An 18613-nucleotide genomic window follows, 5' to 3' on the forward strand; every position below is an offset into this window, starting at 1 on the left:
AATTTGTAAATTATAGTAGGTAAATAGTGCATAATAACGCATTATAATTTATATTTGTTCAAAAAAGTTAAAATGCTTAAGAAAGAAAGACATCAGTTTATCATGGATAAATTTAAGGATGTCGAAAAAATACATACGATCGATCTTGCCGCAGAGCTCAGCATCTCTGAGGATACCATACGCAGAGATTTTAATGAGTTGCACAACAAAGGCCTGATTAATAAGGTATATGGAGCTGCTTTTCCGGTAAAGGAGAAATCCAATAATGTATTTGATATTACCATTATCAATGAAGACAAAAAGATTGTAGTAGGACAAAAAGCCTTATCGTTTCTAAATGAGGGTCAGGTGATTATCATGACAGGAGGAACCACTAATCTGTCTTTTTGCAAGCTCATTCCAATCGATTTTTCGGCTACTATATATACGTACAGTCTACCCATCGCGATGCAGTTGTCGCAGCATCCCAATATTGAATTGATTTTTATTGGAGGAAAACTACAGAAAAAAGCCATGGTAACAGTGGGTATCGACGTAGTTCAGGTGTTGTCTAAAATCAGAGCCGATGTTTGTTTCTTGGGAGTGAGTAGTTTAGATGTAAATCAGGGACTTACCGAAATGGGTTACGAAGTTTCGATCATCAAAAAAGAAATGATCAATGCGTCAGACAAAGTAATTGTACTGGCGACCTCAGATAAAATAAATGGCAAAATGCCACATCAGGTTTGTGGTCTCGACAAAGTAGATGCTATCGTTACTGAGCTGAATCCGAAGAGTGCTAAGATTAAAAGCTTCGTGGAAGCCGGGGCGAGGGTTGTGTGAGTAAATTTGCGTTTTTGTGCGGGATTTTTATTGAGTGGAGTATTTTAGGTAAATGAATCCCTTCGTTGGTGCGGGCGCCCCGCTCACGTCTGTGAAAGAGGGTTGTGAATCCTATATCTTCATTTTAATTTTGGGACAATTATGATTGAAAAAACAGTAGAGGAGTATATCGGTTTTATAAGGACATTTGAAACTTTATTAAAAAAGAAATATAAACAGGATATAAATCCATGTTCATTTTCGAGTACTTTTTTTGAAAGAAAAGGTACGATCGAGGGAATTAAATATTGGTTTCACGGAAGTGGCTGCACTGCTGAAAAGGGCGGTGTTATTTATGCCTATGATATTACTGTAAATGAAATTAAGTTTTCACAATGGAAATTTTCAGAGTTTGTTAGAACGCATCCAGAGTATCAGAAGCTAAATTATAGTGATGATTTTATTGAGTATGAATTGTATCAGCTTATAAATAAAGGAATATTAGATTGGGAGATTATTAAGAATACAGAAAAACCTCCTTTTGGGTGTGTTTTTAAATGTTATAGAGTTGTTCACGAATCGCTTTTATTTTAAATTATTGTTTTAACTCAAACCTCAAAAAATGGGAACAAGTATTGATTGTATAATTCCAAGAGAAAAAGATTTTGAAATAGAAGAACTTAGAAAAAGACTTGATGACGTTTTTGTTCGATTAAAAACTGAAGTTTTGCATTTAAGAGAATTTGGGCATTTTTCAAAAAGGGAAAATACAAACGAAAAATGGTTTTTAATTTTTGTCCCTGCCCATGATAACCAGCCCGAATATACTATGGGAGAAGGTTTTGTTTTTTCTGTTGATATTTATAAAAATGTAGTCTTAATAGGTTGCACAGAACGATTTAATAGTTTGTATTTTAAAGAAAAAAACACTTCAGATCAGTTATTCAAAATAATAACAGAACTCGCAAAAGAATTTTGCTTTTCAAATAGACTTTTACTTGGTGCCGGAGGATTTGGAGATACTGATCGCGTTATTGATATGGCATATTCTGATCACGCTAATTTTGATCAAATTTGTGCAAAAATGACAGAATTACACGGAATTCCCGCTGATAATTTTGATGATTTAAAAGATGTTCCCTGGTATTTGAGTTAATTCTTATTCGATTAAGTTTCTTTTGAAAACAAGATTTCTAGCCCTGATGGAAGCGGCATCCTTTTGCGCCGGGCTTCGGGGTAAAAGATATAGCAGACAGCAGGAAATTGCTCCTAAAAAATAAAATTCCAATTCAAAAAGACACAATCAAAGAAAAAAACTTAGAACCTTAGTTTCTCAGAAGCTTAGAACCTTAAAAAAAACTATTTTTGTAATTCACTGAATCCGTTTTAGTTCATAAATCAAGTTATAATGTCAATAATTAAAGAGTTACAACACTTATCAGAATCATTAGAAGGAACACTTTTATACGACGATCTTCATAAAACACTTTATTCTACCGATGCTTCGGTATATCGAATCCGGCCAAAAGCGGTGGCAGTACCTAAAACGATCGAAGACATTAGCAAACTAATCCGGTTTGCGGGACAACATCATATTTCGATTACACCAAGAACGGCCGGAACTTCTCTCGCTGGACAAACGGTTGGCGACGGAATTGTAGTCGATGTTTCGAAGAATTTTACTAAGATTTTGAATTTTGACCCGATTAAAAAAACGGTTACGGTGCAACCCGGTGTCATTCGTGACGAACTGAATTTATTCCTAAAACCTCACGGTGTATTTTTTGGACCCAATACTTCGACTTCCAACCGCTGTATGATTGGCGGAATGGTGGGGAATAACTCGTCCGGGACTACTTCGATTCGATATGGGGTAACACGTGATAAAATTGTCGAAATCAAAGCCATCTTGAGCGACGGTTCGGCGACGGTTTTTAAAGAGCTGACGTCGGCTGAATTTATCGAAAAAACCAAAGGGGATACCTTAGAAAATAAAATTTATAAAAGCATTTACGACGAACTTTCGGTAAAAGCAACGCAGGACGAAATCATAAAAGAATTTCCAAAGCCCGAGATTCACAGAAGAAATACAGGTTATGCCGTGGATATTCTGCTGAAATCGGATTTGTTTGGCGGGACAGAACCTACTATTAATTTAGGGAAATTGCTTTGCGGAAGCGAAGGAACGCTGGCTTTTACAACTGAAATTATATTAAAAGTCGACGATTTACCACCTGCCAATAACATTATGGTCGTGGCGCATTATCATAGCATTCAGGAATCGTTAGAGTCTGTTGTGGTAGCGATGAAACATCATTTGTATACCGCTGAAATGATCGACGATACGATTTTAGATTGTACTAAAACCAACCGCGAACAATCGAAAAACAGGTTCTTTTTAGTGGGCGAACCCAAAGCGATTATGCTCTTTGAAGTGGCTTCGCATGAGGCAGAGGATGCTGAAAACCAAGCCAACGCTTTAATTGCTGATTTGGAGAAAAATAATTTTGGTTACGCACTCGTAAAAATTTATGGTGCGGATATCGAAAAAGTAAACGAACTTCGTAAAGCGGGTCTCGGACTTTTAGGAAGTATAGTGGGAGACGATAAAGCTGCCGATTCAATCGAAGACACTGCTGTTGAATTGAGCGATTTACCGGCTTATATTGCCGAGTTTTCGGCCATGATGCAGCGCCACGGTCAAGAAGCGATTTATTACGCACATGCCGGAGCGGGCGAGCTGCATTTGCGTCCGGTTTTGAATTTGAAAAAAACATCAGACTTAAAACTCTTTAGAACTATTGCGACCGATGTGGCTGTTTTGGTTAAAAAATACAGGGGTTCGTTGAGCGGGGAACACGGTGATGGAATCGTGCGCGGCGAGTTTATTCCGTACATGATTGGCGAAACGAATTATGAATTGCTGAAAAGAATCAAGCTTGCGTTTGACCCAAATTCGGCTTTGAATATCGGTAAGATTGTAAATGCTTTGAAAATGGACGAAAATCATCGTGTCGTTTCGGGCAGGGTAGAACCGGATATTAAAACGTTTCAGGATTTCTCTGATAGTTTAGGGATTTTGCGTGCTGCCGAAAAATGCAACGGTTCGGGTGATTGTAGAAAATTGCCGTCGGCAGGAGGGGCTATGTGTCCGAGTTACCGCGCGACGAAAAATGAAAAAGAAACCACACGCGCAAGAGCCAATGCTTTACGTGAATATTTGACCTATTCAGAGAAAGAAAACAAATTTGACCAGAAAGAACTTTACGAAGTTTTTGAATTGTGCGTGAGCTGTAAAGCCTGTGCCAGTGAGTGTCCGAGTAATGTGGACGTGGCCACTTTGAAAGCAGAATTTTTATATCAATATCAAAAAGCAAATGGCTTTTCGACCCGAAATAAGATTTTTGCACACAACGCCAAACTGAATAAGATGGGAAGCCTGTTTCCGTCGATTACGAATTTTATTTCCAATCAGTCCCTCGTAAAAAAAAGCATGGGAATTGCGCCGGAAAGACAGGTTCCATTATTGGCGAAAAAAACGTTTCGAAAATGGTACGAAAATCATAAACCGCAGCACAAGAATTTCCCCAACGGACAAGTGTATTTGTTTAATGATGAGTTCACGAATTATTACGATGTTACTATCGGAATCGATGCTTTTGAATTACTGACGAAATTAGGCTATGAAGTTTTGATCGTCCATCATGAAGAAAGTGGAAGAACCTATTTGTCGAAAGGATTTTTGGAAGAAGCGAAGAAAATTGCAGACGAGAACGTGACTATTTTCAAGGATTTGGTTTCTGCGAAAGCACCTTTAATCGGAATTGAACCTTCGGCAATTTTAACGTTCAGGGACGAATATTTACGTCTGGCAACCGACAAGGAAGCTGCAGCAAAAGTGGCGCAGCATGCTTTTACGATAGAAGAATTCTTTAAAAAGGAAATTAGCGATGGTAAGATTACGTCCGATTCTTTTTCAGGAGAAAAGAAAGAAATTAAGATTCACGGACATTGTCATCAGAAATCACTGAGTTCGGTTGAAGCGACTTTTGCTATGCTGAATTTGCCAACAAACAATGTTGTTACCATTTACAATTCGGGTTGTTGTGGGATGGCAGGATCATTTGGTTACGAAAAAGAACATTATCAGGTGAGTATGCAAATGGGAGAAGATACCTTATTTCCGAAAGTAAGAGCGACCGCTCAGGACGTAAAAATCGCCGCAGCAGGAACCAGTTGTCGTCATCAGATTTATGATGGAACGAGCAGGGAAGCACAGCATCCGGTGAGTATTTTAAGAAACTGCCTGAAGTAATTTTAGATTTTAGAATGTAGATTTTAGATTTTTCTCACGCAGATTTTTTTTTAATCATTTTAATCCTCATAATCTGTGGCAAAAGAATAATTTGTGCTAATTCGTGCAATTGCTTCGCCTGTTCGCTATTGCTCGGGTCGTGGCGAAAAAAAAAAATCAGCTTAAATCCGTTTAATCCGCAACAATCCCTGGGCAAAATAATTCATCACAAAAAACGATGCAAAACAAAATCGTTTTATATATTTGAAATCAGGATAATTTTTGCATTATTTGCAAAATAAAACCACAAAGACCGAATTAAATTAATTTTAAAAGCATAATTACATATGGCATTATCAGGTTTATTCCGAAAAAAAACGGTACAAGATATTCTGAAGCAGGTTGCAAAAAACGATGCAGACGGTCATAATGCATTAGGAAAACACTTAACTGCCAGAGATTTAACTGCCTTTGGAATCGCTGCTATTGTTGGTGCCGGAATTTTTAGTACTATCGGAAAAGCCAGTGCAGACGGTGGACCAGCCGTTATATTTTTGTTCTTATTTACGGCAGTGGCCTGTAGTTTTGCTGCTTTTGCTTATGCTGAATTTGCCTCAATGGTGCCCGTTTCAGGAAGTGCGTATACGTATTCGTATGTTGCCTTTGGAGAAATTATTGCCTGGGTTATCGGTTGGGCTTTAATCATGGAATATTCGGTTGGAAATATAACCGTCGCCATATCGTGGAGTGATTATTTCACAGGACTGCTTGCCAGCGGAGGTATTCATCTCCCGCAGTGGGTTCAAATGGACTATTTAACCGCTTCAAACGGATTTAATAATGCAACCGCTCTGATGCACAGCGGAAAAGCGTTTGATAATTTAGAGCCAGCCCTGCAGTCGGCTTATACCGCCTGGACGACTTCACCGGTTTTATTTGGTTCCTTTCATTTTGTTGCCGATCTTCCGGCTTTATTGATCATCATTTTAATTACAGCATTGATTTATCGCGGAATGAAAGAGTCCCGTAATGCCAGTAATATTATGGTGGTAGTAAAACTTTGTATTGTACTTTTAGTAATCGCAGTGGGTATATTTTATGTGGATACAGCCAACTGGGATCCGTTTGCACCAAATGGAGTAAGTGGAGTGCTAAAGGGAGTTTCAGCAGTATTCTTTGCTTATATTGGTTTTGATGCTATTTCGACCACGGCCGAAGAATGTAAAAATCCGCAAAGAGACTTACCGCGCGGAATGATGTGGGCAATTATTATTTGTACGCTTTTGTATATCGCCATTGCCTTGGTTCTTACCGGAATGGTACGTTATAACGAATTAAATGTAGGGGATCCATTAGCATTTGTATTCGAAAAATTAGATTTAAAATGGATGTCCGGAATTATTGCAGTAAGTGCGGTAGTGGCGATGGCCAGCGTTTTATTGGTTTTTCAAATGGGACAGCCCCGTATCTGGATGAGTATGAGCCGTGACGGATTATTGCCAAAACGTTTCTCACGTGTACATCCAAAATTCAAAACGCCTTCTTATGCAACTGTTGTAACCGGATTTGTGGTTGCTGTTCCGGCCTTATTCCTAAATCTTACTATGGTAACAGATTTGTGTAGTATTGGAACTTTATTCGCTTTCGTATTGGTTTGCGCCGGAGTTTTGGTATTGCAAAACAAACCAGAGATTCCAAGAGGAAAGTTTAAAACGCCTTACATCAATTCAAAATACATAATGCCTATTTTATTAATCATCGGATTAGTTTTCGCCTTTGGATACAATAAAAAAGCGACGATGAGCTTTATCACAAACGAGACTCAAATTAATAGCCCGGCAGACATCATTACTTCATTGGATAAAAGTGAGTCCGAAAAAGTATTCAATTATTTAAAAAGCATCGATGTTCAGAATAAAACTTCAGAAACAGCCGATTTAGAGCATTTACTAAGCCAATATCAATCGGATGATGCGAAATATGCCGAGGTGGTAAAAGGTTTACCAATTAGTGATTCCTTAAAATTCGAAAGCGGATTCAGTTTGTTCAAGCATAAAATTCCAATGTGGATCTTTTTACTTGTTTTGATGGGCTTGACAGTTTGGGCTTTCAAACAAAACTTATCATTGATTCCACTTTTAGGGTTAATCTGTTGTTTGTATATGATGGCAGAATTGAGTGTTTGGAACTGGATTTACTTCACAGTTTGGTTGCTTATTGGTCTTTGTATTTACTTTGGCTTCAGCCGAAAAAACAGTAAACTGAATGTAGAAACTTTATAGTTAGAATATAAAAAAGATAAGCCGTTCTGAGAAGTAGTTTTCAGAACGGCTTTTTTATTTTGATGTAGATTAAAGAGGTTAAAATTTTTTTTGTTTCAGGCAGATTAGTAAAAACCTGTTTATAATCTAAAAAAGAAAATCGGGCAAATCTGTGCGAAAAACGCTGTGTTCCGTACTGAAGAATTCCGAATAAATTTCATGAAATTTCTCATCTTGAAAACAGAGTTAAAAGAAGGTTTTTTCTTATTTTTGTTTTTATAGATTTTTAATTTTTTATACATGGGTTTTTTTGATAAAATATTGGGTAAAAAGCAAGCCCCAATAAATTCGTATGATGATTTTTGGAATTGGTTTCTGAAAAATGAAAAAGAGTTTTTTAATATTGTTCAAAGGGGAGAAAACATCCCTAAGGGCTTTTTTGATAAATTGGGGCCAAAATTAGCAGAAATTCACTCTCAGATTTATTTTTTGGCGGGAATGATTGATAGTCAGACAGCTGAATTAGTTTTAACGCCCGACGGAGTAATTAGAAATATTTATATAATAGAAGAGTTAGTAAATACTGCGCCAAAAATTGAAGGTTGGAAATTCACTGCTCTTAAGCCTGCAATAAATATTGAAAATGTTGGAATAAAGTTTGAAAATTTTGAACTCAATGCTGATAATTTAAAATTTTATCCTAATATAAGAAAAGACTTTCCAGATGAGATTGATTTGACGATCGTTTACGATCATTTTATAGAAGATAAGAAGCAGTTAATAATTAATGGAGTTTATATTTTTCTGGATAATTATTTAGGCGAATTGGATTCTGTTACTTCGATAGATAACATGCAAGTAATAGGAAACAACGAAATTTCTGAGGAGTTAATACCAATTGGAAAATTAAAAGATTATTTGATTTGGAGAGAAAAAGAGTTTGTGGAAAAATATGAAGGCATCAGGTACAATACTGAAAATGATAGTTATTCAAGCTTTGAAGCAAATACAGAGGAAGGCGGTATTCTCTTAGCGATTATGAATACATCTATTTTGGAATGGGATAAAAAAGCATCACATCCGTGGATGTTTATTATTAGTATTCCGTTTGATGGAAGTAATACTAATGGAATGCCTGACGAAGAAACGTATCAATTACTGAATGAAATTGAAGATGAAATTACAGTCGAATTGAAAGACTTTGATGGATATTTAAACATTGGAAGAGAGACGGTAGGGAATAAAAGGGAAATCTTTTTTGCGTGCAAGGATTTTAGAAAGCCATCAAAAACAGCAGATGCAATACTTAAAAAATATAGTAGTTCTTTTGATATAAGTTACGAAATCTACAAAGACAAATACTGGCAAACGTTTAGGCATTACGAGCCGAGATAGTTTATAGCCACGAATTCACGAATTTTTTTTGAATAATATATTCGTGAATTCGTGGCAAAAATAAACTTAGCAAATTTCTGTAAAAACTTTTTTGAGAATCTTTAAGGGGTTCAAAATCCCAAGTTCAATCATGAACTTTTCATCATTTCATAAGTACGCTCTATGTCATTGTCAAGACCAATAGAAAAACGAATCAGGCTTTCTGTCAAGCCCATTTTGGCTTGCTCTTCTGACGAAATTTCGTTTGAATTTGAGAAATTCCCCGCGCACTAAATAATGTTTTGTGCGTCTCCACGATTATCAAAAGAAAAAAATCTGCCTGATCTGCCCAATCTGCGAGAGCCTTACTTTAACATCCTCAAAAACCGATTTCAGAGCAAAAATATCTTTGCGTATTCGCGCCTTCGCGAGCAAAAAAATGCAACCTAAACGCATCAAATCTTTGCAGATCCGACAAACCAATAACAAGTAAAACATTAAGTAAAATTTCACACAAAAAACATTGAGATTTAAACTTTAAACAAAACTTTATTCCTTAATTTTGTATCGCTAAAAATAAAATAGACAAACTATGAGTTCATTTGACGTAGTCATTATAGGTTCAGGTCCTGGCGGATATGTATCAGCAATTCGTTGCGCACAATTAGGTTTTAAAACTGCAATTGTAGAAAAGTATAACTCTTTGGGCGGAACTTGCCTTAACGTAGGTTGTATTCCTTCAAAAGCATTATTATCGTCTTCTCATCATTATGCAGAAATTGCACATTTTGCAGATCACGGAATCGAGGTTTCTGGAGATGTAAAAATCAATTTAGAGAAAATGATCGCGCGCAAACAAGCAGTTGTAGATCAAACCGTAGGTGGAATCAACTACTTAATGGATAAAAATAAAATTACTGTTTTTAATGGTTTAGGTTCTTTCGTAGATGCAACACATATTGCTGTAGCTAAAGCTGACGGAACTTCTGAAACTATTGAAGCAAAATATACTGTAATCGCTACAGGTTCTAAACCATCTTCTTTGCCTTTCATTAAAATTGACAAAGAAAGAATCATCACTTCTACTGAGGCTTTAGCTTTAAAAGAAGTTCCAAAACACCTTGTAATTATTGGTGGTGGAGTAATCGGAATTGAGCTTGGACAAGTTTACCTTCGTTTAGGAGCTCAGGTTTCTGTAGTGGAATTCATGGACAGAATTATCCCGGGAATGGATAGCGCTTTGTCTAAAGAATTGACGAAAGTATTGAAAAAACAAGGAATGAAATTCTACGTTTCTCACAAAGTAAAATCAGTAGAAAGAAATGGCGATGCTGTTGTGGTTCAGGCTGAGAATGCAAAAGGAGAAACTATTACCTTAGAAGGAGATTATTCATTAGTTTCTGTTGGTCGTCGTCCGTATACAGACGGATTGAACGCTGACAAAGCAGGAGTGATAATTTCAGACAGAGGACAGGTAGAAGTAAACGATCATTTACAAACTAATGTTCCAAATATCTATGCTATTGGTGACGTTGTTCGTGGAGCGATGTTGGCACACAAAGCGGAAGAAGAAGGAACTATGGTTGCTGAAATCTTAGCAGGTCAAAAACCACATATCGATTACAACCTAATTCCTGGTGTAGTGTACACCTGGCCGGAAGTTGCTACTGTTGGACAAACAGAAGAGCAGGTAAAAGCTTCGGGAACAGAATACAAAGTAGGAAGCTTCCCTTTCAAAGCATTAGGACGTGCAAGAGCAAGTGGAGATCTTGATGGTTTCGTAAAAATTATTGCTGACGCTAAGACAGATGAGGTTTTAGGTGTTCACATGATTGGAGCCCGTACTGCAGATTTAATTGCTGAGGCAGTTACTGCAATGGAATTTAAAGCTTCTGCTGAAGATATCTCAAGAATGAGCCATGCACACCCAACTTTTGCTGAAGCAGTAAAAGAAGCAGCTTTGGCAGCTACAGACAACAGAGCATTACACGTATAAGCTACGTAAAACTATAGTTAAAAACCCGTCGGAAGTACTTCTGACGGGTTTTTTATTGCTTAATTACGGTAAAAGTATAATAAGTTTCTTTGTTCTTTAAATACACACCGTAAGTCCCGTTCTCTTCTTTGTACAAATGGTACAAATATTTGTCGCCTTTGATACTTAAATTTTTTCGTGCCAGATTGTTGCTTTCAATAAATTCCAGCTCAAATTCACAATTACTTTTCATTCTGAAATGCAATTTTGAAAAGGTATTGTCGGCAAATTTTTCGATCCATAGATAATCGCTTAAAGTTACTTCTACTTTAGCACCTCCATGCTCGAAATAATAGTATTTTGAAGATTGGTCAAAACGATTGCATTCTTCTCTGGATATTTCATCGAGAGGTTTTTCGTCCTGCATTGACCAGCTGCTTTGTGCAGATTCATTTGGAAAAAGCGCTACAAATTCGTTGCAGTTTTTATGTAATCGGTAAAATACCTGTTCAAATACTCTCCTTTGCACGATGCTGTCTTTAAATTTTGTGAGGTAAGGAGTGATATGAGTCTTATTGATGGTATTAATTCTGATTTCATTGTCCAATACTTTGTTTTGCACTAATGATTTACAGATTTCAATGGTTAGAGAATCTACAGATTTTATAGATTGCGATCTCAAAAAATTAATACACAGTAATAAAATAATCAAATGGTATTTTTTCATGTAAAAGGCTAATTTTAATCAAATATAGTTGTTTAGTAAAACTATTTAGAGAGATCAATTTTATTCTTTTAAAATTTGAGTTCAAAAAAGAGGAAGTTTAGGAAAAATTTTGTAAATTAGAGGTAGGATTCTGTCGCTGTATTTAGTAAGATGAAAGTGGTAATGTTTTGAAAAACAGTGGTGTAGTTTTGCTTTTAGAAGAAATGAAGAATTAGGTACCTGATTTGTTTTTGAAGATCAAAAAAAATCAAAAAATCCAATTTTGACTCCTCTAAAACATTTAGTAAAATTGCCGGGTGAGATGATCCATGAAAGTGAGTTTTAAACAATGTAACTACTGGTTCTTTTAAATACTAATGATTGATAAAAGGTTAATAACAGGGGCTATAATGTCATAAAAGACAAATGGGAGGAAAGCATCGGGAAAAGCCAGGTTTGTCAAAAAGGACAATGTTGGTATGCTTAAGGTTTCATTTTTTGGTCCTTTTTATTCGGATTAAAATGAAATTGCTATCGATTTGAGATTACAGGGGATAGCAGTTGTAGTTCTAGGTTACAGTGCATGTATACTTTTAAAATAACAAACCCGACAGGTTTTTAAAATCTGTCGGGTTTACTTTTGGTATAAAGTGAAAATAGACTATCTGGTGAAAACACTTTTATAATTATCCCAATATCTGTAGATTAAAAATAAATTGGCAAGGAATAGCAATATGGCAAGCGGTAAACCTTGTGGAGCCAGAAAATAATTAATAAACAGAATGTTTACCGTAATTGGTAGGATCAATATATTAGCCAATGTTACATAACGCCCCGTTACAAAAGCAATACCACAAAGAAGTTCGATTGATTTTGCTAAAGGCAATAAATAAGTTGAGGCTACAAGTCCCATGTTAAAAGCTTTAAAATCACCGGTAGTTTCCGGTTCCGGTGCCAGTTTAAAGAAAAAACTAAGAGAGGCGAATAGTAACAAAAGACCAATTAAAACACGGACAATAATGGTAGCAATTTTCATAATACTTGAGATTTTTAATGGGTTAAAAAAGTATAATTTATTTTTGGAAAACGTTACAATCTGAACTCTCAAATAAAATGAAAAGCAGCTTTTAAGGCTTTTGTGTTGAGAGTTTTACAGTCTTTATTGCTCTATTTTAGGAAAAATAGAATGCTATATCAAATATAACGAATTTTTTCTTATGAAATTGCTATTTAATTAACACTTTTCTTGTCTCTTAATGTATTTTTTGTAAAAGAAAAATCCACCAAAACCAATCAGAATAAAAGGCCACAAATTAAGAATGAAAACAAAGATCGTTTCGAGAATATACCAGCCGTTTTTAAGAGAATCAATGATTTGAATGCCCAGATTTGGTTTGTAAGCATTACCGCTTTTTTCGCTTGCCATTATTTCCTGTTTTACCGTTTCGTTTTGATAGAGCTGCAAAGTAATGGTGCTGAAATTAATCTGATCCTGCAAAGATAAATTCTCAATGGCACGATTGTCTTTTTCTTCTTTTTGGTTTGCCAGTGCATTTTCGGCTTCCATAACGTCATTGATTTTTTTGCCTTTCGAATCAATTGCATTTTCGACCCTTTTCTCTGTAACCGTACTTCTTTTTTGCGAAAGCTGATTAGCCAGTAATTTTAGAGAAACATCATCGGCTTTGATAACTCTGAAATCAAGAAAATCGATTTGTCTGGCTATGGTTTTTATAACCGTATCAAGTTGTGTGTTGGGAACGCGAATCGTAATGTTGTTCTCGACGGTGTATTTGGTAGTTTCCAGCGTACTATCCTGACTGATTTTAGTTTTAATTTGATCGTGAATGTTGCTTTGCAAATTCGTGTAAGTTACAAAACCCCCGAATTTTTGTGTTGCGTTTTCAATGGCATAAGTTGATTTGACGACATTTTTAACCTTAAACTTAATATCGGCAGTCCGAATGAATTTCTGCTTACTGTCTTTTTTCTCCACCGCAGCCGATGAAGAAATTGCAGTGCTGTCTGCTGTGGTTTTGTAATCTGTGCTTGCTGTTTCCGCAGCAGGATCGGCTTTTTTGCAGGAAAAGAATAAAGTGATAATCACTAAGGAAGTTAATCCAAGGTTTGCAACTGTTTTCATAAAGGTTTTAGAATTTGATTCATAAATAATTTAAAGGGTCTGTTTTTTTTTAAGAAGTATTTTTTGAATCAATAGGCAGTAAAGTGGTTAAGAGTTCTTGTTAAATCGATGTACTAAAAAGTGTGCCAATATTTTTTGTCTATTTATTTTATTGAGGGATTTTTTTTGTTGTAATTTTGAGCCCTAAAAAATACCTATTTTTGAGAGTTACCACATATAAAAATATTTCAGATCCAGAGCATTTTAAACAGCAGCTTTTAAGCTGGTCACAACAATTTCGTGAGGTTGTTTTTTTGGATAGTAACTCCTATCCACAGGAGTATTCCAGTTTCGATTTTGTATTGGCAGCAGATGCTTTTACGTCTTTAAAAACGGATTTTCATAATGCCTTTGAAGATTTAAAACAATATCAGCAAACCACTAAAGACTGGCTTTTTGGATACCTTTCTTATGATTTAAAGAATGATGTCGAAAAGTTGACATCGTCTAATTTTGACGGTCTGGATTTTCCGGATTTGTTTTTCTTTCAGCCAAAAAAAATATTTACAGTAAGAGGAAATCAGCTTGAAATACAATACTTGCTGCTTTGTGATGATGAACTTGAAGATGATTTTGAAGAAATTACTCAGAGCAAATTTGACCGCTTCGAAACTTTAAGCGGAATAGAGGTTAAACAACGTATTTTAAAAGAAGCGTACCTCGAAAAGGTTGCAAAAATGCAGGAGCACATTCATATAGGAGATCTGTATGAGGCTAATTTTTGTATGGAGTTTTTTGCGGAGAATGCCGAAATTAACCCACTGGAAAAATTTCAGAAGTTGAGTGCAATATCACAGGCTCCGTTTTCAGTTTTTTTTAAAAACCACAAACAATATTTGCTTTCCGTTTCTCCGGAACGCTACCTGAAAAAAGTAGGGGAAACTTTGATTTCTCAGCCGATAAAAGGAACTTCAAAACGATCCTCAGATCCGGTTGAGGACGAAAAATCAAAACAATTTTTGGCCTCTGATGCAAAAGAACGTTCCGAAAATATTATGATTACCGATTTGGTACGAAATGATTTGTCGCATACTGCACAAAAAGGTTCTGTTGAAGTAGTGGAACTTTGTAAAATTTATTCGTTTTTGCAGGTGCATCAAATGATTTCTACCATCACTTCAAAATTAGATCCGCAATACTCGCCAATTGATGTTTTAAGAACCACTTTTCCGATGGGAAGTATGACCGGAGCTCCAAAAATTTCGGTTATGAAAATCATCGAAAACTTAGAAGAGACTAAACGGGGTTTGTATAGCGGCGCTGTTGGTTATTTTACACCAGAAGGTGATTTTGATTTTAATGTTGTCATAAGAAGTATCCTGTACAATCAGGAGCAAAAATACGTTTCATTTTCGGTTGGAAGTGCTATTACTTCCCTATCAATTCCTGAAAAAGAGTATGAGGAGTGCCTTTTAAAAGCCAAAGCGATGCACGAAGTCCTACGTTAGAAAAGATAATATGTGGTAGAGAATTAGAGCGTCAGGAGATTCGGTGTAAAAGCTGAAAAAGAATAAAATCCATGCACTTTTAAAACATAAAAGAATCTTTCTCGATAATTAGAATTAAATTTTTACATTTATAAATGCTTTCAAAATTTCAAAATCATCTCGCTTCAAGGTTTCCATTTTTGGAAGATAAAAAGCTGTTTCTGGCGGTAAGCGGAGGTTTAGACAGTATGGTTTTGTTGCATTTGTTTCAGCAATTGCCTGTTAAGATTGCTGTTTTGCATTGTAATTTTCAACTTCGCGGATTAGAAAGTTTCGGGGATCAGGATTTTATTCAAAAGTACTGTGATGAGAATGCTGTTCCAATTTTTAGTACCCAATTTGATACCGAAGCATTTGCCAAAGATTACAAACTATCCACTCAGGTTGCGGCTCGTGAATTGCGCTACAACTGGTTTTACGAACTTTTAGATACCGAAAATTTCGACTATATTTTAACAGCCCATCATGCCGATGATAATCTGGAAACATTCATCATCAATTTAACCCGAGGCACCGGATTGGAGGGATTAATAGGGATTCCGGAAGAGAATGATAGAATTATTCGTCCGCTGTTGCCTTTTTCCAGAACGGAAATTTTAGACTATGCCCAACTAAATAATATTCAATGGCGGGAAGACAGCAGTAATGCGTCAAATAAATACCTTCGAAACAAAATCCGCCATGATCTTGTTCCAATATTAAAAGAGATCAATCCAAATTTTTTAAATGCCTTTCAAAAAACACAATCTTATCTGCAGGAATCGCAGGAAATGGTTGAGGATGCTTCGATCATGATTTACCAGCAGGTGGCAAAAGAAGAGGGTGATGATATTCATTTTGATCTGAATCAGCTCAAAAAACTGCCCAATTATAAATCGTATCTGTACCAGTGGCTCAATGAATTTGGTTTTCTGGCCTGGAATGATGTTTATGATTTGGTAGACGGGCAATCAGGAAAACAAGTGTTTTCGGCCGATTTCCGATTGTTGAAAAACAGGGATACTTTGATTTTGAGTCCAATTTCTGAAGAAGAGGAGCAGGAAGTATTTGAAATTAACGAAGGAGAGCAAGACGTTAATTTTCCCTTAAAATTGAGGCTTTGTCAGGTAGACGACATTACAATAGATTCAAATAAAGCTATATTTGTGGACGCTGAAAAAATCCGGTTTCCGTTGATTTTACGTAAATGGAAAGAAGGTGATGTTTTTCATCCTTTTGGAATGGATGGGAAATCGAAAAAGCTAAGCAAGCTTTTTAAAGATGAAAAATTGTCGCTGATTGAAAAGGAAAAGATCTGGATTTTATGCTCAGAGGATCAAATTGTGTGGGTGATTGGAATCAGACAGGATGAACGTTTTAAAATTGAGAATACTACAAACAAAATAATTAAAATAGAATTATTATAATGAACCCTAACTACTACCATCAAACAACAATGTCGAAAAGTGTCTGGAATAAATCCATTTTGTTTTTGCTGTTTTTTCTTTTTGCATTTGCAATGGGAAATGCCCAAATCCTGGAACCTGTAAAATGGACTTCTAAAATTGAAAAGAGAGCCGGAAATAATGCCGTTTTGATTTTTGACGGGACGATTGAAAAAGACTGGCACATGTATTCGCAATTTACACCGGAAGGCGGGCCACTTGCTTTGGAGATTGCTTTTAAAAATCAAAAGGGAAATTATAATTTGGTTGGAAAAGCCAAAGAAGGAAAAACCAAAACTGCGTTTAATGATGTGTTTGGAGTAAACGAAACTTTCTTTGAAGGTAAAGCACATATCGAACAGGAAATCACCATCATCAATCCAAATCTAAAAACGGTTGATGTTGATTTTGATTTTCAGGTTTGTAAAGAAGTTTGTATCAATTCAAGTAAAAAATTCTCGATTGCAATTCCGTCAAACTTTAAAATGGATGCAGCTGCAATGGCGATAGATCCAAAGTTAAATGAAACTAAGGTGATCGTGATTGATGCAGCCAGTGATACGGCTAAAACCGCAGTAGTAACGAAGGCAGGAGATGTAAATGTAAAGGTAAATGTAGCGACTTCGGTGGCTAATGCGAAAGAAAAGAACCCAATGCCAGCGTCGCCAAGAAGTTTATGGTCGATCTTTTTTGTGGCTTTCTTGTTTGGGTTTACAGCATTGCTGACTCCTTGCGTTTTCCCTATGATTCCTATGACGGTTAGTTTTTTTACCAAACAGAGTAAAACAAAAGCTGCCGGAGTTAGAAATGCCATTATTTATGGAGTTTCTATTATCGTAATTTATGTTACATTAGGATTTTTAGTTTCGTGGATATTTGGTGCTGACGCATTAAATTCATTGGCTACGAACGTTTGGTTTAATATTGGATTCTTTGTTCTGTTGGTAATTTTCGCTACTTCTTTTTTAGGTGGTTTTGAAATTATGTTACCCAATTCATGGGCTAATAAAGTAGATCAGCAAGCCGATAGAGGAGGAATAATTGGAATTTTATTTATGGCCTTGGCCTTGGCTATTGTATCGTTTTCATGTACAGGACCAATCGTTGGATCGTTACTGTTTGAGGCAGCTACAAATGGTGTAATTGGACCAATTGTTGGAATGTTTGGATTCTCACTAGCATTGGCATTGCCATTTATGTTGTTTGCGATGTTCCCGGGCTGGTTAAATTCATTGCCAAAATCGGGCGGATGGCTTAATACGGTAAAAGTATTTTTAGGATTTTTAGAATTGGCTTTTGCTTTCAAATTTTTATCCAATGCTGATTTGGTTTTACAAATGCATTTATTGGAAAGAGAAGTTTTCTTAGCGATCTGGATTGCTATTTTTGGGGCTTTAGCTTTATATTTATTTGGAAAAATTTCTTTGCCTCATGATAGTCCGTTACAACATATTTCTGTAGGGAGATTGTATTTGGGAGTAGTTACTTTGGCCTTTACGGTGTATCTAATTCCGGGACTTTGGGGAGCGCCTTTGAAGTTAATAAATGCATTCCCGCCACCTCCACAATATAGTGAAAGTCCGTTTGGAGTAGGAGGATCTTCTACTTCGGGTAACAGCAGTATTGAGATTGTCTCAGGCATGCCGGCAGGAGCGGAGTTAGGCCCTCATGGAATCATGGTTTTTCATGATTATGAAGATGGTTTAGCATATGCAAAATCAATCAACAAACCGATTATGCTGGATTTTACAGGTTATGCCTGTGTGAATTGCAGAAAAATGGAAAACAATGTATGGTCAGAACCAATGATTCTGCCAATCTTGAAGAATGATGTAGTTTTAATTTCCCTTTATGTCGATGATAAACGCGATCTTCCAAAAGAAGAGCAATATGTTACAGCAAAAGGAGATAAAATTGAAACTGTTGGCGATAAATGGACCGATTTTATGATCTCAAAATATAAAACCAATACGCAGCCCTTATACGTGATCACCGATTTGGAAGGGAAGAATTTAAACCCTTCAAAACCGACGATCAGTTATGTAAATGCAGAGGAATACCTGCAATGGCTGAAAGAAGGAATCTCGAATTTCAAATAGTTTTTTTTGT

At 36.1% G+C, this 18613-nt stretch carries 13 protein-coding genes and 1 pseudogene; 10 read left to right on the forward strand and 4 right to left on the reverse strand.

From position 1 onward, the window contains the following. Positions 1 to 72: 72 nt before the first annotated feature. The 6 genes from ACN1CN_RS06490 (at position 73) to ACN1CN_RS06515 (ending at position 8751) form a co-directional block, all read left to right on the forward strand. Positions 73 to 822 carry a DeoR/GlpR family DNA-binding transcription regulator gene (locus tag ACN1CN_RS06490; RefSeq protein ID WP_264523141.1) on the forward strand — a complete coding sequence of 250 codons (750 nt, stop codon included), beginning with the start codon at positions 73 to 75 and terminating at the stop codon, positions 820 to 822. 141 nt (positions 823 to 963) lie between these two features. After that, positions 964 to 1395, forward strand: a complete 432-nt coding sequence (locus tag ACN1CN_RS06495) for a DUF6896 domain-containing protein (RefSeq protein ID WP_419135055.1) — start codon at positions 964 to 966, stop codon at positions 1393 to 1395. Positions 1396 to 1423: 28 nt separating this feature from the next. After that, the gene (locus ACN1CN_RS06500; protein ID WP_419135056.1) at positions 1424 to 1957 is read left to right on the forward strand and encodes a hypothetical protein; all 534 of its coding nucleotides are present in this window, start codon (positions 1424 to 1426) and stop codon (positions 1955 to 1957) included. Positions 1958 to 2209: 252 nt separating this feature from the next. Continuing rightward, entirely contained in the window at positions 2210 to 5116 is a 2907-nt protein-coding gene (locus ACN1CN_RS06505) for an FAD-binding and (Fe-S)-binding domain-containing protein (protein ID WP_419135057.1), read from the forward strand. A gap of 326 nt (positions 5117 to 5442) precedes the next feature. Further along, positions 5443 to 7377 (forward strand): amino acid permease, encoded by a 1935-nt coding sequence (locus ACN1CN_RS06510; protein ID WP_419135058.1) that lies wholly within the window; start codon positions 5443 to 5445, stop codon positions 7375 to 7377. A 279-nt stretch (positions 7378 to 7656) separates the two neighbouring features. After that, positions 7657 to 8751 (forward strand): DUF695 domain-containing protein, encoded by a 1095-nt coding sequence (locus ACN1CN_RS06515; RefSeq protein WP_419135059.1) that lies wholly within the window; start codon positions 7657 to 7659, stop codon positions 8749 to 8751. A gap of 66 nt (positions 8752 to 8817) precedes the next feature. On the opposite strand, the pseudogene ACN1CN_RS06520 reads toward ACN1CN_RS06515, so the two are convergent. Continuing rightward, positions 8818 to 9037: pseudogene (locus ACN1CN_RS06520) on the reverse strand (cystathionine beta-lyase); the annotation flags it as partial. 285 nt (positions 9038 to 9322) lie between these two features. Here ACN1CN_RS06520 and lpdA point away from each other — a divergent pair. After that, complete coding sequence (gene lpdA / locus ACN1CN_RS06525; RefSeq protein ID WP_419135060.1) at positions 9323 to 10726, forward strand: dihydrolipoyl dehydrogenase; 1404 nt, start codon at positions 9323 to 9325, stop codon at positions 10724 to 10726. Positions 10727 to 10778: 52 nt separating this feature from the next. On the opposite strand, the gene ACN1CN_RS06530 is transcribed toward lpdA, so the two are convergent. The 3 genes from ACN1CN_RS06530 to ACN1CN_RS06540 all read right to left on the reverse strand — a co-directional run bounded on the left by ACN1CN_RS06530 (position 10779) and on the right by ACN1CN_RS06540 (position 13554). Then, entirely contained in the window at positions 10779 to 11432 is a 654-nt protein-coding gene (locus tag ACN1CN_RS06530) for a hypothetical protein (protein WP_419135061.1), read from the reverse strand. Between the two features lie 640 nt (positions 11433 to 12072). Then, the gene (locus ACN1CN_RS06535) at positions 12073 to 12447 is read right to left on the reverse strand and encodes a DoxX family membrane protein (RefSeq protein WP_070907066.1); all 375 of its coding nucleotides are present in this window, start codon (positions 12445 to 12447) and stop codon (positions 12073 to 12075) included. Positions 12448 to 12645: 198 nt separating this feature from the next. Then, positions 12646 to 13554, reverse strand: a complete 909-nt coding sequence (locus ACN1CN_RS06540; RefSeq protein ID WP_419135062.1) for a DUF4349 domain-containing protein — start codon at positions 13552 to 13554, stop codon at positions 12646 to 12648. Positions 13555 to 13754: 200 nt separating this feature from the next. Here ACN1CN_RS06540 and ACN1CN_RS06545 point away from each other — a divergent pair, with 200 nt between their 5' ends. The 3 genes from ACN1CN_RS06545 to ACN1CN_RS06555 all read left to right on the forward strand — a co-directional run bounded on the left by ACN1CN_RS06545 (position 13755) and on the right by ACN1CN_RS06555 (position 18603). After that, the gene (locus tag ACN1CN_RS06545; protein WP_419135063.1) at positions 13755 to 15041 is read left to right on the forward strand and encodes an anthranilate synthase component I family protein; all 1287 of its coding nucleotides are present in this window, start codon (positions 13755 to 13757) and stop codon (positions 15039 to 15041) included. A 134-nt stretch (positions 15042 to 15175) separates the two neighbouring features. Continuing rightward, the gene (gene tilS, locus ACN1CN_RS06550) at positions 15176 to 16486 is read left to right on the forward strand and encodes a tRNA lysidine(34) synthetase TilS (protein ID WP_419135064.1); all 1311 of its coding nucleotides are present in this window, start codon (positions 15176 to 15178) and stop codon (positions 16484 to 16486) included. Beyond that, positions 16486 to 18603 (forward strand): cytochrome c biogenesis protein CcdA, encoded by a 2118-nt coding sequence (locus ACN1CN_RS06555; protein ID WP_419135065.1) that lies wholly within the window; start codon positions 16486 to 16488, stop codon positions 18601 to 18603. Before tilS ends, ACN1CN_RS06555 begins: the two co-directional genes overlap by 1 nt. The last annotated feature ends 10 nt before the right edge of the window (positions 18604 to 18613 follow it).

Origin of the sequence: Flavobacterium sp. T12S277, assembly GCF_048514875.1 — a bacterium.
GTDB lineage: Bacteria > Bacteroidota > Bacteroidia > Flavobacteriales > Flavobacteriaceae > Flavobacterium.

Excerpts from the sequence above, each read along its gene's own strand:
- ACN1CN_RS06540 (WP_419135062.1), bottom strand. The coding sequence starts at position 13,554 with ATGAAAACAGTTGCAAACCTTGGATTAACTTCCTTAGTGATTATCACT.
- ACN1CN_RS06535 (WP_070907066.1), bottom strand. The coding sequence starts at position 12,447 with ATGAAAATTGCTACCATTATTGTCCGTGTTTTAATTGGTCTTTTGTTA.
- ACN1CN_RS06505 (WP_419135057.1), top strand. The coding sequence starts at position 2,210 with ATGTCAATAATTAAAGAGTTACAACACTTATCAGAATCATTAGAAGGA.
- ACN1CN_RS06500 (WP_419135056.1), top strand. The coding sequence starts at position 1,424 with ATGGGAACAAGTATTGATTGTATAATTCCAAGAGAAAAAGATTTTGAA.
- tilS (WP_419135064.1), top strand. The coding sequence starts at position 15,176 with ATGCTTTCAAAATTTCAAAATCATCTCGCTTCAAGGTTTCCATTTTTG.
- lpdA (WP_419135060.1), top strand. The coding sequence starts at position 9,323 with ATGAGTTCATTTGACGTAGTCATTATAGGTTCAGGTCCTGGCGGATAT.
- ACN1CN_RS06530 (WP_419135061.1), bottom strand. The coding sequence starts at position 11,432 with ATGAAAAAATACCATTTGATTATTTTATTACTGTGTATTAATTTTTTG.
- ACN1CN_RS06490 (WP_264523141.1), top strand. The coding sequence starts at position 73 with ATGCTTAAGAAAGAAAGACATCAGTTTATCATGGATAAATTTAAGGAT.
- ACN1CN_RS06510 (WP_419135058.1), top strand. The coding sequence starts at position 5,443 with ATGGCATTATCAGGTTTATTCCGAAAAAAAACGGTACAAGATATTCTG.
- ACN1CN_RS06495 (WP_419135055.1), top strand. The coding sequence starts at position 964 with ATGATTGAAAAAACAGTAGAGGAGTATATCGGTTTTATAAGGACATTT.
- ACN1CN_RS06555 (WP_419135065.1), top strand. The coding sequence starts at position 16,486 with ATGAACCCTAACTACTACCATCAAACAACAATGTCGAAAAGTGTCTGG.
- ACN1CN_RS06515 (WP_419135059.1), top strand. The coding sequence starts at position 7,657 with ATGGGTTTTTTTGATAAAATATTGGGTAAAAAGCAAGCCCCAATAAAT.